Origin of the sequence: Cupriavidus sp. 2KB_3, from assembly GCF_052115685.1 — a bacterium.
GTDB lineage: Bacteria > Pseudomonadota > Gammaproteobacteria > Burkholderiales > Burkholderiaceae > Cupriavidus > Cupriavidus campinensis.
Genome location: NZ_JBFRHD010000016.1, coordinates 60,331 through 74,567, shown reverse-complemented (window position 1 = coordinate 74,567; position 14,237 = coordinate 60,331). Strand labels below are relative to the sequence as shown.

Genomic DNA, 14,237 nt, shown 5'->3' with positions numbered 1-14,237 from the left:
TCCGTCAGGACTGGCTACGCTCAGACGCGATAGTTGTAGCCATACAAATCGCCATTACGCGAGTTGTCGACCGGGCTGGCGGAGATTTCGCCGCTGAACGCACGGCTGCCTTCGCTGAAGCTGTCGAACTTGCCTTGCCGGGTGCCTTCGCCGTACGGGTTGAACGGGCCCTGGCGGGCGCCATCCGTGAACGTGTCGTACGGGCCGGTCTTCGCACCGTCCGTGTAGACATCGAACCTGCCGGTGCGCAAGGCATCGGCATAGACGTCGAACTTGCCAGCCTTGCTGGTGGCGGCCGGCGCGGCCATGGCCGCGGCTGACGCTGCGAATGCGGCGAACACAAGGGCGCCGCCAAGGATACGTTTGGCGTTCATCTGGGACTCCTTCAACTGATTCACTGCTTTTTTATGTAGACAGCTGAACTGCTGCCCGGATGAACAATCTGCGTTGCCATCTGAGCACGGAGTGAAGGTTAGAGGGTCGGCCGTCAACGAGAAATACCGCTGCGACGAATGGTGCGTTGCACGCCGTGAAACGCTGGACCTGCCGATGAACGGTGGCCGCGGGGGCGCGACTGGCGGGGCGCCAGCCGCGTTGACCGGTCAATCCTGGGCGGATGACCGGCGGCTCAGTGTGAAGTCAGCGCGGGATCAGAGCGTGAACTGGCCGCTGGCTTCGGGCTGGAAGGCCACTTCCAGCACGGTGACGCGTTGCTGGCGGCCGTCCGGCAGGCGGTAGTCCACGGTCTGGCCGGCGCGGGCGCCGAGCAGCGCCTGCCCCACCGGTGACAGCACCGAGAGGCGGCCGGCGGCCAGATCGGCATCGTCCGGATAGACCAGCGTCCAGTCGCGCGGCGCCGGCTCCCCCTCCAGCGCGCAGACCACGCGGGAGTTCATTGTCACCACGTCCTTGGGAATGGCGTCCGGCGGCACGATAGCCGCGCGCGTCAGCAGCGCGTCCAGCATTTCGTCGAGTTCGGCGGTGGCGGCACGGCTGGCGATGCCTTCCAGGCGCGTCACGTCCAGTTCGGTCAGGTACAGGGTGGGGGCGTTGCTGGAAACGCCGGTGGACTTGGCCATGGCAAAGGTCTCTCTCGCAAGGCGGCGGCCGGACGCAGATTCAGGCGCACGGCGGCCAGGGTGTCAGGAATTCAATGGCCGGCGCGATGGGGCGGCGCAGGCAGGATGGAAACTGCGGTGACTCGGGCCCGGTTCGGCGCCGGGCCCGCTTGGTGGGGATCGGTCAGGCCGGGAACCGGGCGGGATCAAGCGGGGCGTTGATCCGGCGGTCGATGCTGCGCATGGCGATGGGCGCCACCAGTGCGCACGCGCCCGCCGGCCGCTGGAAGCGGACCATGGCGAATGCTGCGAGAGGCAGGTGACGAGACATCGTGAGAATGATCTGAGATGCAGGGGTTACGAACGGCCATGCTAGCACAGCCGTCCGCGGGCGCGCGCCGAGGGTGTACCCTATGCGCTGCATTGATGCGCACTCATACAATCGAGCGCGTTACATCAATGCCGTGGATGACATTCGCAGGCTGCCCCTTCGGCCGCCTGCTGCAGGTTCTGGAGAATGCCGCACTCGCTGGCCGGATGCGGGTTGGGGTTCTCGCAGGTGTGGCGCAGCGCACGCAACTGCCCTTCCAGCGCTTCCAGCGCCACGCGCTGGGCGTGGATCTGGTCGATCTGGCGGTCGAGCAATGTGTCGATATCGCCACACGCCATCGCCGGATTGCGCTGGAAATCACGCAGCCGCCGTACATCAGACAGGCTCATGCCCAGCGAACGGCAGTGGCGCACGAAGTTAAGCTGTACGAGGTGCGGGTCGCCATAGCGGCGATAGCCGTTGTCCTCGCGCTGCGGGGCATCGAGCAGCCCCTCGCGTTCGTAATAGCGGATGGTCTCGACGTCGCAGCCGCTGTGGCGGGACAGTTCGCCGATACGCATGGTCTGGTCCTCCGGGTTCGGAAATCCCTGTAGCGAATACAGGGTTACCGAGGCAGTGTAGGCGATTTGGCGTCAGGTTGCTGCCGGGCCACCGACCCCAGCCCCCTGCGGTAGAATCGACGCCAATGTCGTCCCCTCCGTCACACCGCCCTGTGCAACCGCTTCGGCTCCTGCTGATGATCGTGCTGCTTGCCTTCCTGCCGTTGCAGGCCTGGGCAGGCGTCAGCACGCCGGTGGCCCAGGCGGAGACGTCGATGCATGCAGTGATGATGGCCGCCGACCCGGTGCTGGCGGACCAGGCTGACTTCGCTGTCCCAGCCGAGCCGGGCCTGCCGATGCCGGCCGACAACGCCGAGCCCTCGCCGCCGGGCGCCGACTTCGCCGAACAGCTACTGCCCGCGCCGATGCCGCGCGTGGCCGCCCCACCTGTGCGCGGCGCCTTGCCGCGCTACGCCAGCATCACGCTGCCGGACCCCCACCTTCCCCGCCTGCCGCGCCCGCCGCGCGGCTGATCACCCATTGCGCGCGCTGCCGCCACTGGCCGGCTGGGCGCGCCCCGTTTGTCGTGCGGCGCCCAGTCAGCGCCGCGCGCGCCTGCGGCTCGTCCGCGTCTTTATCCTTGCCCCACACACCATGAAACGCATTTTCCTGTTCCTGGCGACCAACATCGCCGTCATGCTCGTCCTCAGCGTCGCGGCCAGCCTGCTGGGCGTGAACCGCTACCTGACCGCCAACGGCCTCAACCTCGGCATGCTGCTGGCGTTCGCCGCGCTGATGGGCTTCGGCGGCTCGTTTATCTCGCTGCTGATGTCCAAGACCATCGCCAAGTGGTCGGTCGGTGCCCAGGTCATCACCCATCCGAGCACCAGCACCGAGTTGTGGCTGATGCAGACCGTCGAGAAACTCGCCACCCGGGCCGGCCTGCCGATGCCCGAAGTGGCGATCTATGACGGCGAGCCGAATGCCTTCGCCACGGGTGCATCGAAGAACAGCTCGCTGGTGGCGGTGTCCACCGGCCTGCTTCAGTCGATGTCGCACGATGAAGTGGAAGCCGTGCTGGCGCACGAGGTGGCCCACATCGCCAATGGCGACATGGTCACCCTGACCCTGATCCAGGGCGTGGTGAACACCTTCGTGATCTTCATGGCACGCGTGGTCGGCTATTTCGTGGATTCGTGGCTGCGCCGCAACGACGAGGAGTCGAGCGGCCCCGGCATCGGCTACATGATCACCGTAGTGGTCTGCGAGCTGCTCTTCGGCATCCTGGCCAGCGTCATCGTGGCGTGGTTCTCGCGCCAGCGCGAGTTCCGTGCGGACGCAGGCGCGGCCAGCCTGATGGGCACGCCCACGCCGATGGTCTCGGCGCTGCGCCGCCTGGGCGGGCTGGATGCCGATGGCCTGCCGCAGAACATGCAGGCGATGGGGATTTCGGGCGGCCGCAAGTGGCTGGCGATGTTCGCGAGCCATCCGCCGATCGAGCAGCGCATCGCCGCGCTCCAATCGAGCCGTTAATTGGACTGAGGGAATAGGGGCCGGCGCGTGGCTAAGCCGCCGCGCCCCGTTCCGCCCGGAAGGCCGCCCGGTAGCGTTCGGGCGTGGTCTGCACGTGCCGCAGGAAGGCCTGCCGCATCACGTCCGCGTTGGCGAAACCGGTGGCGTGGGCGATGCTCTCCAGCCGGCGATCGCTGGCCTCCAGCATCCGCCGCACCGCTTCCACCCGCAGCCGCTCCACGTAGCGCGCCGGGGTCTCCCCCACCTGCTTGGCGAACACGCGCGCAAAGTTGCGCGGGCTCATCGCCACCCTTTCGGCCAGCACGGCCACCGAGAGGTCGCGGTCGAGGTGATCCGCCATCCATCCCTGCAAGGCCCGCAGTTCCACGCTCTCCGCCGCCTGCGCGCGCAGCGAGGTGGAGAACTGCGCCTGGTTGCCCGGTCGACGCAGGAACAGGACGAGTTCCCGCGCCACTTCGAGCGACACCGCATACCCCAGGTCTTCCTCCACCAGCGCCAGCGACAGATCCATGCCCGCCGTCACGCCGGCCGAGGTGTAGTAACGGCCCGCGCGAATCCAGATCGGGTCCGCATCGACGGTCAGCCGGGGATAGCGCGTGGCCAGGCGGTCCGCGTGGCGCCAGTGCGTGGTCACGCGCGCTTCGTCCAGCAGCCCCGTGCGGGCGAGCACGAACGCGCCGGTGCAGACCGCGCCGAGCCGCCGCACCCGGGGCGCCTGCTCGCGGATCCAGCCGATCAGCCGCGCGTCGTCAGACGCCGCCGCATGGCCGGAGCCGCCCGAGATCAGCAGGGTGTCGATGGGCTGGCCGATGGCGTCGGCGATCTGGTGGTACGGCGCGTCGGCCAGCATCCGCACGCCGCTTTCGGTGCGCACGATGGCGTCGTCGCTGACGCTGACCACGCGCACGTCATAGAACGGCTCGGTGCGCCCGCACAGCTTGTTGGCTGCGCCGAACACGGCAGTCGGCCCGGTGACGTCAAGCTCTTGCGCCGGGTCCGGCGCCACGATCACCACCACGCGGGGCGATGCGGCGATGAGATGGAGGTCGGTAGGCATGGGCATCGAGCAGTTTGAGCGAAGGCGGTGGCGCCGATCATACGCCGGCCCGCGTGCAGCGGATCAGGCCGAGGCCGGGGCGGCCATCGCCCCCACCCGCCGCGCATGCCGCTGCCAGCGCAGCGTGATGACCAGTGCGAGCGCCAGTGCCGGCAGCACGGCCACGTTCACGGCCTGCCAGCCCCAGTGATGGAGCACCTGCCCCGCCGCCAGCGTGGCCAGCGCAGTCAGCACGGCGGTGGAAAACTCCGCCGTCGCCTGCGTGCGCGCGCGCTCGGCGGTGCGGTAGCTGCCCGCCAGCAGCGTCGTGCCGCCCACGAACATGAAATTCCAGCCGACGCCGAGGCACAGCAGCGCGAGGTAGAAGGCCGGCAGCGCCGTCGAGCACAGCGCCACCACCGCCGCGAGCGCCGACAGCGCGATGCCGCTGGCCAGCATCGCCGGGTTGCCGAAGCGTTGCAGCAGCCAGCCCGAGAAGAATGACGGCGCGTACATGCCGACCAGGTGCCATTCGATGATCTGCGCGCCCTGCGTGAGGGTGTGCTGGCACGCCACGGCGGCAATCGGCGTGGCCGTCATCACGAACATCATCACCGCGTTGCCGATGCCGTTGTTGGCGAACGCGGCCAGGAAGACCGGCTGGCGCACGATCTCGCCGAGCGGGCGCGCGGGCAGGCCGTCGCTGGCGGCGCTGCCGGCAGCCAGCGAGGGCGGTTCGCGGTAGCCGAGGGCCAGCACCAGCATGGTCAGCACGCCGAACACGGCAACCACCGCGTACGAACCCGCGAACGGCAGCGGCTGCATCATGTCCGCGCTCCATGCGGCGATGGCCGGCCCGCAGACAGCAGCCACCACGCCGCCGGTGAGCACGGCCGAGATGGCGCGCGGCTTGTCCGGCGCGGGCGCGGCATCGGCGGCGGCGAGCCGGTAGAAACGCGCGAACGCCTGGAACACGCCGACCAGCGCCGTGCCGACGCAGAACAGCACGAAGTGATGGGTATAGATCGCCCAGACCGAGACCACCCCGCCCAGCGCGCAGGCCAGCCCCCCAAGCGAGAACGCCAGCCGGCGGCCAAAGCGCTCGATCAGGAACGCGGCGGCGATGGCGGTGAGCGCCGAGGCCACGGTAATCAGCGCGAACGGCAAGGTGGCGAGCGCCTTGTCCGGCGCGAGCGTGTAGCCAACCAGCCCGGTCAGCGTCAGGTCAACGGACAGCGCGGCGGTGTAGAGCGCCTGGCACAGCGCCAGCACGCGCGCCTGCCGCATGGCGGAGGTAGCCATCGGATTCTCCGGATAAGAGGGGGATGGCTACCAGCGTACGGGCGGCGTGGGGCGGCTGACGGACAACGATCCGTGGATTTCTGCCAGGGAATGGGGGGTCAGTTGAACACGTCCTGCCGGTAGCGCCCCTGCGCCACCAGCGCGGCGAACCAGTCGGACGCCTGCGCGCCGTCCATCCCGCCCACCTGCGTGCCGATGTCGATCAGCGTCTGGCGTACGGCTGGCGCCATGCGTCGGCCATCGCCGCAGACGTAGACCGTGGCGCCGGCTTCGATCTGCGCCCAGACAGCTTCGCGCCGTTGCCAGAGCAGATCCTGCACGTAGCGCGGCGCCTCCGGCACTACCGAACAGGCGACGTGGACTTCCGCCACGCCCTGCCCGGCCCAGGCGGCGATCTCGTCGCGGTAGAGCCAGTCGTGCGACGGATGGCGGCAGCCGAAGTACAGCTGCGCCGGCGCTACATCCTGCCCCGCCGCACGCTGCGCCGCCCGTTCCTCAAGGAAGCCCCGGAACGGCGCGATGCCGGTGCCCGGGCCGATCAGCAGCATCGGCACGCGCGGGTCGGCCTCGGGCGCGAACGGCGGGTTCGGCGTGCGGATGGACGCCGCCACGCGCGCGCCCGGCGCCAGCCCCTGCAACCACGTCGAAGCCACGCCCCGGAACTGCCCGCGCCCGGACAGCGCCGGTGCCCAGACCGTGCCGACCAGCAGCGTCGCCACGTCCGGCGACACCAGCGGCGACGACGCAATCGAATAGAAGCGCGGCCGCATCGGCACCACGCACCCGAGCAGCCCCTCCAGCGACAGCGTGAGCGCCGGGTGCGCCACCAGCACGTCGAGCAGCCCCAGCCGCAGCGCCGCCACCTGCGCCGCGTAGCCGCGCTCGGCATCGTCCGAGGCCAGCAGCGCCAGCGCCTGCTGCGTGAACGGGCAGCGCGTGGCGCGCATCAGCCCGCGCAGCGTCTGCCGGGAGACCACGTCCTGCAATTCAACAAAGTGTGTCAGCAACTGCCGCAGCGGCAGCGGCTGACCAATCGGCAGGCCGCGCCCAGTGCCCTGCGGGGCGGAGAGCGTGACCATGGCGTTCGCGTCGAGGTCTAGCCGTTCGCACAGCGCCTCCACCAGCGCGGCGTCGTTCTGCGGCCAGACCGCCAGGTGATCGCCGGTCTGGTAGGTGACGCCGGGCGGCAGTTGCAGGCGGATGTCGCGCGTGGAGGTGCGCGGCGCCTCCAGCGAAAAGTCCCACAGGCCGCTCGGATCGTTCACGAGTTCGGTATTCGACAGCACCGTGCAGCACTGCGTGCCGGCTGGCAGCGTCTCGGCGCGGATCGCCGCCAGACTGCGGACTTCCGCGACAACGCCGCCCGTGCCCTCTCCGCCCGGGTCCACGCCATCGGCCTGCAGGGCCTGCCAGAGCTGGCCGAGCCAGCGTTCCGCGGACTGGTCGAAGTCGCCGTTGCCATCGGCCTCGCCGCGCGGCAGCAGCGGCACGGCGCCCGCCGCCGTGAAGAAATCGAACACGCGGCGCGGGAAGGCCTGGTAGGTCGCCCATTGGGAATTGCCGCAGCCCAGCAGCGCCAGCCGCAGGCCGTCGGCACGATAGCCGGCTGTCGTGTGCGCGTCGGCATCCGCATCCAGCATCGCCTCGAAGCGGCGCCCCGAGTCCGGCGCGCGGCCGTTGTAGGTGGCCGCGACGATTACCACCACGCCCGACGCCGGCAGCGCGCCGACGATGTCGTCCAGATCCTGCAGCTTCGCCGCAAAACCGGCGCCCACCGCCCCGGCGTGGATCTGCTCGGCCAGCTCGCGCGCGGTGCCCAGGCTCGACGCGCACAGCACGGTCAGCGCCTGCCCGTGGCCCCGTACCTCGGCCTGCGCGGCGGGCGTGGCCTCCGCCGCCACGGGCTGGGCCGCGATGCGCTCGTGCGGCCGGCGCCGCCGCGCGCGCAGCACGAGGTTGTCGGGCTTGATCGTCAGCGTTTCCTTGAGCTTGAACTGGTAGTCGTACGGGTCATGGAAGGCGAAGTGGCGCAGCATCAGCGCCAGCGCCAGCTTGGCCTCGGTCAGCGCGAACTGCCGGCCGATGCACGCGCGCTCGCCCTGCCCGAACGGCATGTAGGCGTGCGCCGGCAGCCGCGCCTCGTGCTCGGGCAGGAAGCGGTCGATATCGAACCGCTCCGGGTGGGCCCAGACCTGCGGGTCGCGGTGCAGCGCGGTCAGCACCACCGAGATGCGCCGGTCCTTGCGCAGGTGATAGCGGCCGCCGATCACCACATCGTCGAACGGCGCCACGGCGAACGCCGGCGCGGTCGGCCAGAGCCGCAGCGTCTCCTTCAACACCCGGTCCAGCACCGGCATTCTGGCGAGATCGGCGTAGACCGGCGCGGCATCGCCGGGCAGCACGGCATCCACCTCCGCATACGCCTGCGCCAGCACGCCGGGATTGCGCAGCAGCTCGTAGAGCGCGAAGGTCAGCAGGCCGCTGGTGGTCTCGTGCCCGGCAATCAGGAAGGTGATGACCTGATTGCGGATGTTCGCGTCGTCCAGCCGGCGGTCGGTCTCGGGGTCGCGCGCCTCGAGCATCAGGTTCAGCAGGTCCATGCCGGCGGTGGGCGCGGCGCGGCGCTGGCGAATCACATCGTCCACCAGGTTGCGCATGTAGGCGATGTCGGCCGCGCACTGGCGGTGCGCGCGGCCCATGAAGCGGTCCTGGATCGGCAGCCGCGTGAGCTTGTTCATCGCCTCTTCCAGCGCGCCGACCATCGCCACGATGAACGGGTCTAGCCGTTCGCTGGAAAACGAGTTGAAGTCGTAACCGAAACCGGACAGCGCGATGGTGTCCAGCGTGAGCCGGGTCATGTCGTCGGCCACGGCGATATCGGCGTCCGGGCCCTGGCGGTCCCACTTGTCCACGAGGCGATTGGCCACGCGCAGCATCACGTCGAAGTAGCCCTTCATCGCCCGCTGGCTGAACGCCGGCATCAGGATGCGGTGGGCGCAGCCCCAGTTCGGCTCGTCGCTGTGTGCGGTGAACAGGCCGTCGCCGGCCATGTCGCGCAGATAGGAGAGCGGCGGGCCGATGATCTTGCGGAAGCGCGTGGCGTCGCAAAGCTCGCTGGCCAGCGCCACGGACGACACGAACGGCACGCGCCGCCCCGCGAAGTCCAGTTCGAAGATGCCGTCATGGTGCCGGCTGCGCGCCAGCAGATGCTGCCCGACCTCGCCCGGCGTGATCTGGAACAGGTTGCCGAAGATGGGCCAGCCCGGGTCGCGCGGAATGGGCTGGAGGGCAACGGCGGGCTGGACGATGGACATGGGGGCGGCTGGATGGAGCGGCTGTGGGAGCGGGTCTTGACTGCCGTAGACAATCGCCGAGTTTTGGGGGCGAAGTCAACGCGCGGACACCGAGCATGCCCTCCAATTCCCGCGCCGGCGAGGCGCCCGCCGTCCGTTTGAAATAAACGTTCGAATAATGTGACGGATCGTTGACTGGTCGCCGGGTCGCCGGGTCGCCTAGTCAACCACGCGCCCGCGCAGCGCCTTGATCTGGCCGCGCTGGGTCTTGGCCTCGATGCGCCGCTTGCGCGACGCCAGCGTGGGCCGCGTGGCGCGCCGGGTGCGCGGCGGCGTGGCCACGCTCTCCACCAGCTCGTGCAGGCGCCGGACGGCTTCCTCGCGATTCATCTCCAGGCTGCGGTGCTGTTGCGCCTTGATGACGATCACGCCGTCGCGGGTGATGCGGTGGTCGTGCAGGGCCAGCAGCCGCTCCTTGTGGTCGGCCGCCAGCGACGCCGTGCGCACGTCATAGCGCAGGTGCACCGCGTTGGACACCTTGTTGATGTTCTGCCCGCCCGCGCCCTGGGCGCGGATCGCGGTGATCTCGTATTCGTGATGAGGGATGAGGAAGTCGCCGGCCATGGTCGCCATCATAGCAACGCATGGTCCGGCGATGTGTGGCGGAACGTGTCCGCCACGGGCGTCCAACCCCGGCTTACGGTGCCGGGGCGATGTTCTGGTTCGTGCTGAACAGGTTGTGCGGATCGTACTGGCGCTTGATGCGCGCCAGCCGGTCGTAGTTCGGCCCATAGGCCGCGCCCACGCGTGCCGTTTCCTCCTCGGTCAGGAAGTTCACGTAGACGCTGCCCGTGGCGTACGGCTCGGTGGCGCGGAAAAAATCCCGCGCCCAGGCGATGCAGGCGGCGTCCTCGTCGTTGCGCTCCCAGCGCGCGTGCACGTTCATCACGTAGCGGGCGTCGCGGTGCGCGTAGGCGGTGGCATCGGGCGGCACGCGGTTGGCCACCCCGCCCACCTGGCCGATGAAGATGTCGGCCAGCGGCGACGGCAGGCGCAGCGCGAAGTCGGTCATCGCGTCGATGGCGGCATCGTCCAGGCGCGAGAAATTGTGCGATTTCCAGTAGTTGCGCGCGCCCGGGCCGAGCAGCGGGTCGAACGCCTGCTGCCACGCCGCGTACGGCGCCGGCCCCACATGCTCGCCCACGGTCTGGCCGAACTGGCGCAGCGGGGCGATGGCCGCGTCGGCCGTGTCGGGGTCGCCGTTGTAGAACACGGCCAGGATCACCACGTCGCTGCCATGCGCGGAGGCCGGCAGGAACGGCAGCGGCGGCGCCTTGCGCAGCACGACCCAGACGTTCAGTTCCTCCGGCATCGCATTTTCCGCGAAGGTGCGGTACTGGCGCAGCACCGACTTGCCTTCGGCGGCGGGGAAGACAAGCAGCCCGGTGGTGACCATCGGCCCGACATCGTGCAGCTTGAACTGGAACAGCGTGACCACGCCGAAGTTGCCGCCACCACCGCGCAGCGCCCAGAACAGGTCGGGCTCCTCGGTGGCGCTGGCCCAGCGGCGCTGGCCATCGGCGGTGACCACCTCGCAGCCGAGCAGGTTATCCACAGTCATGCCGTACTGGCGCGTCAGCCAGCCAAATCCGCCGCCGAGCGTCAACCCGGCCACGCCGGTGGTGGAGTTGATGCCGAGCGGCGTGGCCAGCCCGAGCGCCTGCGCCTCGTGGTCGAAGTCGGCCAGCAAGGCGCCGCCGCTGACCCAGGCCACCTTGTCCTTGGGATCGATCTGGACACTGCGGTGCGTGGAGAGGTCGATGACCAGCCCGTCCGCGCAGATCGCACTGCCTGCGATATTGTGTCCGCCGCCGCGCACGGCCAGCACCAGGCCCCGGTCCCGCGCGAAGTTGACGGCCTGGATCACGTCGGCAGTGCCCGTACATTGCACGATGACGGCGGGCCGCTTGTCCACGGTGGCGTTCCAGACGGTGCGGGCCGTGTCATAGCCCGGGTCGGCGGGCAGCAGGACCTTGCCGCGCACGGCCTGGCGCAGCATGTCGAGATGGGCAGGGGTCAGGGTTGGCATGGCGGTTTCCTCCACGGTGTGCGCGATGCAGGCGACGAAACCTCTTCACCCTGCAAGGCGCGCGCCACAATCGCCGAGGGGGCATCCACGCTGGCCTGCCGGCCACCACCGCCCCGCGCCGCGTGCGCCGGAGGCCGGAAATCGACCGATCGGTTACAGGGGTGAGGCGGCGCGGGAGACGCCTCGCGCGCGGTGGGCGTGCTCGGCGGGCGGACTGGCGCCCGCTGGCCGGTGGATAGCGCGGGGTGCCGCTGAACGCGCACCGCGCCAAACGCGGTAGGAAGCTTCTTAAAAACCTCCATGCAACCATCCAGAGATCCACCCGATATTGGACATTTTTCCTTGTTTTAAAAGGATTTTATGGCTATTCTTTGCGCTCACAATACCAACCAATTTAGCAGCCACACGAACGCCCGTGAGACGGTTCGATCTGCTGCAAGCGTATCCAATGGATGCAACAACCTTCCTGCCTTTGATCCTCGAAGAGCGTGTCATGGAAGGGCCGCTCGAAAAGGCCGCCGAACTGTCCCGGCATGCCAGGCGGCTCCTGGCCAGCACGCACGGACCCGTCGCCCACGCGCTGGTGCCGCTACTGCGGAACATGAATTCGTACTACTCGAACAAGATCGAGGGACAACACACGACCCCCTCGCGGATCGAGCAGGCGCTCCGGCACGATTACTCGTCAGACCATGACGAGTACCGGAAGCAGCGGATGGCCGTCGCCCACATCGAGGCGGAGGCGCAACTGGAAGCGGAGTGGAAGGATCTGCCGGCCTCCGCCATGTTCGACGCGGGAAAGGTCCGCCGCATCCATCAGCTATTCTTTGAGGCGATGCCTGCCGAATTCCGCGTGACGGAACAGGGCGAGCCGATCCTTCCGGGCCAGTTGCGAGAAAAAATGGTCAGCGTGGGCAGGCACGCCGCGCCGCCGGTAGACCTGCTGCCGCGCCTTATGGATGATTGGGCTCGGACCTACCAGCGCGTAAAAGGCTTCGAGCATCAGCTGATTGCCGTCGCCTGCTCGCACCACGGGCTGGCGTGGATTCACCCGTTCATCGACGGAAATGGCCGTGTCTGCCGGCTGCACAGCCATCTGACGCTCCACGCGTCTGGCCTGACCGATGGGCTCTGGTCGCCACTGCGGGGTTTCGCCCGGACGCACGACGACTACTACCTGCGGCTGGCAGCGGCCGATCAGCAACGCCGCAACGACCTGGACGGGCGCGGCAACCTCTCGCAGGAAGAGCTCGTGAAATTCGTCGATTACTTCCTGGACTGCTGCCTGGACCAGGTGGATTTCATGCTGAAGATGGTCGAATTCGACGGGCTGCGGGCGCGATTGATGGACCTTCTGTCTTATCTGGACAGAAATCCATGGACCATCGGCTCGGAGAAATCCGTCATTCGCCCGGAAAAAACGGCGCTGGCGCTGGAAATGGTGGCGCTCACCCGCTCGCTCAGCCGGGCGGAGTTTTCGCAGATCGTCGGGGAAAGCGAGACAACCACGCGCCGCATCCTGCGGAGCCTGCTCGACTTCGGGGTGCTCACGTCGGCCTCGCATCGAGACCCGGTAGCGTTCGCGCTGCCGCTGAAGAGCCTGCGATTCCTGTTCCCGAAGCTGTGGCCGGAAGTGGAAGGCGAGGAATGACGAGGAGTGAATTCGTGGCGCGCCCGGCTGGGATCGAACCAGCAACCCCTGCCTTCGGAGGGCAGTACTCTATCCATTGAGCTACGGGCGCGATGTGAGCTGCGTTTGACGTCGGACGAGGGCCGGCGTCGGAAAGTCGCATAGGATACCTCGTTTGCCGGGCGGCGTCCATGCGGGTTGCGCCGGGAAGGGTTCCGGCAGGTCTCGCAGCCGCCGCTTTTGGCCCCGGACGCCACGGCTTGGGTCTATAATCGCCAGCTATTTGCGTCGAAACGAGACGTACCCGGGACACGAGACATGGCCCGGACGCAGATAGCCGAAAGGCAAAAACAGACCCATCCCCGACAAGGGCCAACAAAGCAAGCCGCCCCCAACGCGCTGCACTAGGTTTCCCTGCAAAATCGAGAGTTCTGTATGAGTGACGTCCACCAAGAAAACGACCACCACGAGTCTCCCATCAAGACCCCGAAACAACTGATCGCTGTCGTGATCGCCGCCTTCCTGGTGCCGATTATCGTGATCGTCCTGTTGGTCAGTTTTGTTGGTCACGGTACCCACGAGGGCGCCGGCTCCACCCAGACGGCCGAAGCCATCAATCATCGCATCCAACCCGTCGCGTCCCTGGAAATCAAGGACCCGAACGCGCCACGCGTCTTCAAGACGGGCGAGCAGGTCTACAAGGAAGTCTGCGCCGCCTGCCACGCCACCGGTGCGGCAGGCGCGCCCAAGTACGGCACGCCCGGCGACTGGACCGCGCGGATCGGCCAGGGCTTTGACGGCCTGCTGAAATCCGTGATGAACGGCAAGGGGGCGATGCCCGCCCGCGCTGGCACCTCCCCGGACGACTACACCGACTACGAACTGGCCCGCGCCGTGGTGCACCTGGCCGACGCCGGCGGCGCCAAGTTCCCGGAACCGCCTGCACCCGCACAGGCCGCACCGGCCCAGGCTGCCGCCTCGGCACCTGACGCGCAGGCTGCGGCACCGGCTGCTCCCGCCGCGCCGGCTGCTGCCGCACCGGCACCCGCTGCCGCCGCACCCGTTGCTGCGGCTGCCGCCGCTCCGGCCGCTGCGTCGGCCGAAACCGGCAAGAAGGTCTACGACCAGGTCTGCGCCGCCTGCCACGCCGCCGGTGTGGCAGGTGCGCCGAAGTTCGGTGACAAGGCCGCCTGGGCACCGCGCATCAAGGAAGGCATGGACGCCGTCCACAACTTCGCGCTCAAGGGCAAGGGCGTGATGCCGCCCAAGGGTGGCTATGCCGGCGCCGACGCCGACGTGATCGCCGCCGCCGACTACATGGTCAACGCATCGAAGTAACGTAAAGCGCACCTGCAAGTCCACGCAAAAAAGCCCGCGATGATCCTCGCGGGCTTTTTTGTTTCGATTGGGGGCCGGTCGATCCGGC

General features: G+C 68.5%; 12 protein-coding genes and 1 tRNA gene. 4 read left to right on the top strand and 9 right to left on the bottom strand.

Annotated features, from left to right (window positions below):
• Window positions 1-20: 20 nt before the first annotated feature.
• The 3 genes from AB4120_RS17930 to AB4120_RS17920 form a co-directional block, all read right to left on the bottom strand.
• Entirely contained in the window at window positions 21-374 is a 354-nt protein-coding gene (locus tag AB4120_RS17930; RefSeq protein WP_149137114.1) for a hypothetical protein, read from the bottom strand.
• A 276-nt stretch (window positions 375-650) separates the two neighbouring features.
• Window positions 651-1,079: a nucleoside diphosphate kinase regulator gene (rnk, locus tag AB4120_RS17925; protein ID WP_144202117.1), complete on the bottom strand. Its 429-nt coding sequence runs from the start codon at window positions 1,077-1,079 to the stop codon at window positions 651-653.
• 435 nt (window positions 1,080-1,514) lie between these two features.
• Window positions 1,515-1,949 carry a Cd(II)/Pb(II)-responsive transcriptional regulator gene (locus tag AB4120_RS17920; RefSeq protein ID WP_144202119.1) on the bottom strand — a complete coding sequence of 145 codons (435 nt, stop codon included), beginning with the start codon at window positions 1,947-1,949 and terminating at the stop codon, window positions 1,515-1,517.
• A 176-nt stretch (window positions 1,950-2,125) separates the two neighbouring features.
• On the opposite strand from AB4120_RS17920, the gene AB4120_RS17915 reads away from it, so the two are divergent.
• Together AB4120_RS17915 and htpX are read left to right on the top strand one after the other, a co-directional pair.
• On the top strand, window positions 2,126-2,461 hold the full coding sequence (locus AB4120_RS17915) for a hypothetical protein (RefSeq protein WP_149137113.1): 336 nt from the start codon (window positions 2,126-2,128) through the stop codon (window positions 2,459-2,461).
• Window positions 2,462-2,582: 121 nt separating this feature from the next.
• Window positions 2,583-3,461: a protease HtpX gene (htpX, locus tag AB4120_RS17910; RefSeq protein ID WP_441642658.1), complete on the top strand. Its 879-nt coding sequence runs from the start codon at window positions 2,583-2,585 to the stop codon at window positions 3,459-3,461.
• A gap of 31 nt (window positions 3,462-3,492) precedes the next feature.
• On the opposite strand, the gene AB4120_RS17905 is transcribed toward htpX, so the two are convergent.
• From AB4120_RS17905 to AB4120_RS17885, 5 genes are all read right to left on the bottom strand, one after another.
• Window positions 3,493-4,518, bottom strand: coding sequence for a GlxA family transcriptional regulator (locus AB4120_RS17905; RefSeq protein WP_149137111.1), 1,026 nt, complete (start codon window positions 4,516-4,518; stop codon window positions 3,493-3,495).
• A 63-nt stretch (window positions 4,519-4,581) separates the two neighbouring features.
• Entirely contained in the window at window positions 4,582-5,799 is a 1,218-nt protein-coding gene (locus AB4120_RS17900; RefSeq protein WP_441642657.1) for an MFS transporter, read from the bottom strand.
• 98 nt (window positions 5,800-5,897) lie between these two features.
• Window positions 5,898-9,113 carry a bifunctional cytochrome P450/NADPH--P450 reductase gene (locus AB4120_RS17895; RefSeq protein WP_441642656.1) on the bottom strand — a complete coding sequence of 1,072 codons (3,216 nt, stop codon included), beginning with the start codon at window positions 9,111-9,113 and terminating at the stop codon, window positions 5,898-5,900.
• Window positions 9,114-9,311: 198 nt separating this feature from the next.
• A complete protein-coding gene (arfB, locus tag AB4120_RS17890; protein WP_262389518.1) occupies window positions 9,312-9,728 on the bottom strand; it encodes an alternative ribosome rescue aminoacyl-tRNA hydrolase ArfB in 417 nt (138 codons plus the stop codon).
• A gap of 61 nt (window positions 9,729-9,789) precedes the next feature.
• A complete protein-coding gene (locus AB4120_RS17885; protein WP_441642655.1) occupies window positions 9,790-11,181 on the bottom strand; it encodes an FAD-binding oxidoreductase in 1,392 nt (463 codons plus the stop codon).
• Window positions 11,182-11,596: 415 nt separating this feature from the next.
• On the opposite strand from AB4120_RS17885, the gene AB4120_RS17880 reads away from it, so the two are divergent.
• Window positions 11,597-12,832, top strand: coding sequence for a Fic family protein (locus tag AB4120_RS17880; protein ID WP_262389517.1), 1,236 nt, complete (start codon window positions 11,597-11,599; stop codon window positions 12,830-12,832).
• A gap of 15 nt (window positions 12,833-12,847) precedes the next feature.
• Here the strand turns inward: AB4120_RS17880 and AB4120_RS17875 are convergent.
• Window positions 12,848-12,923: transfer RNA gene (locus AB4120_RS17875), tRNA-Arg, on the bottom strand.
• 323 nt (window positions 12,924-13,246) lie between these two features.
• Between AB4120_RS17875 and AB4120_RS17870 the strand changes: the two genes are divergently transcribed.
• On the top strand, window positions 13,247-14,149 hold the full coding sequence (locus AB4120_RS17870) for a c-type cytochrome (RefSeq protein ID WP_149137107.1): 903 nt from the start codon (window positions 13,247-13,249) through the stop codon (window positions 14,147-14,149).
• Window positions 14,150-14,237: the final 88 nt, after the last annotated feature.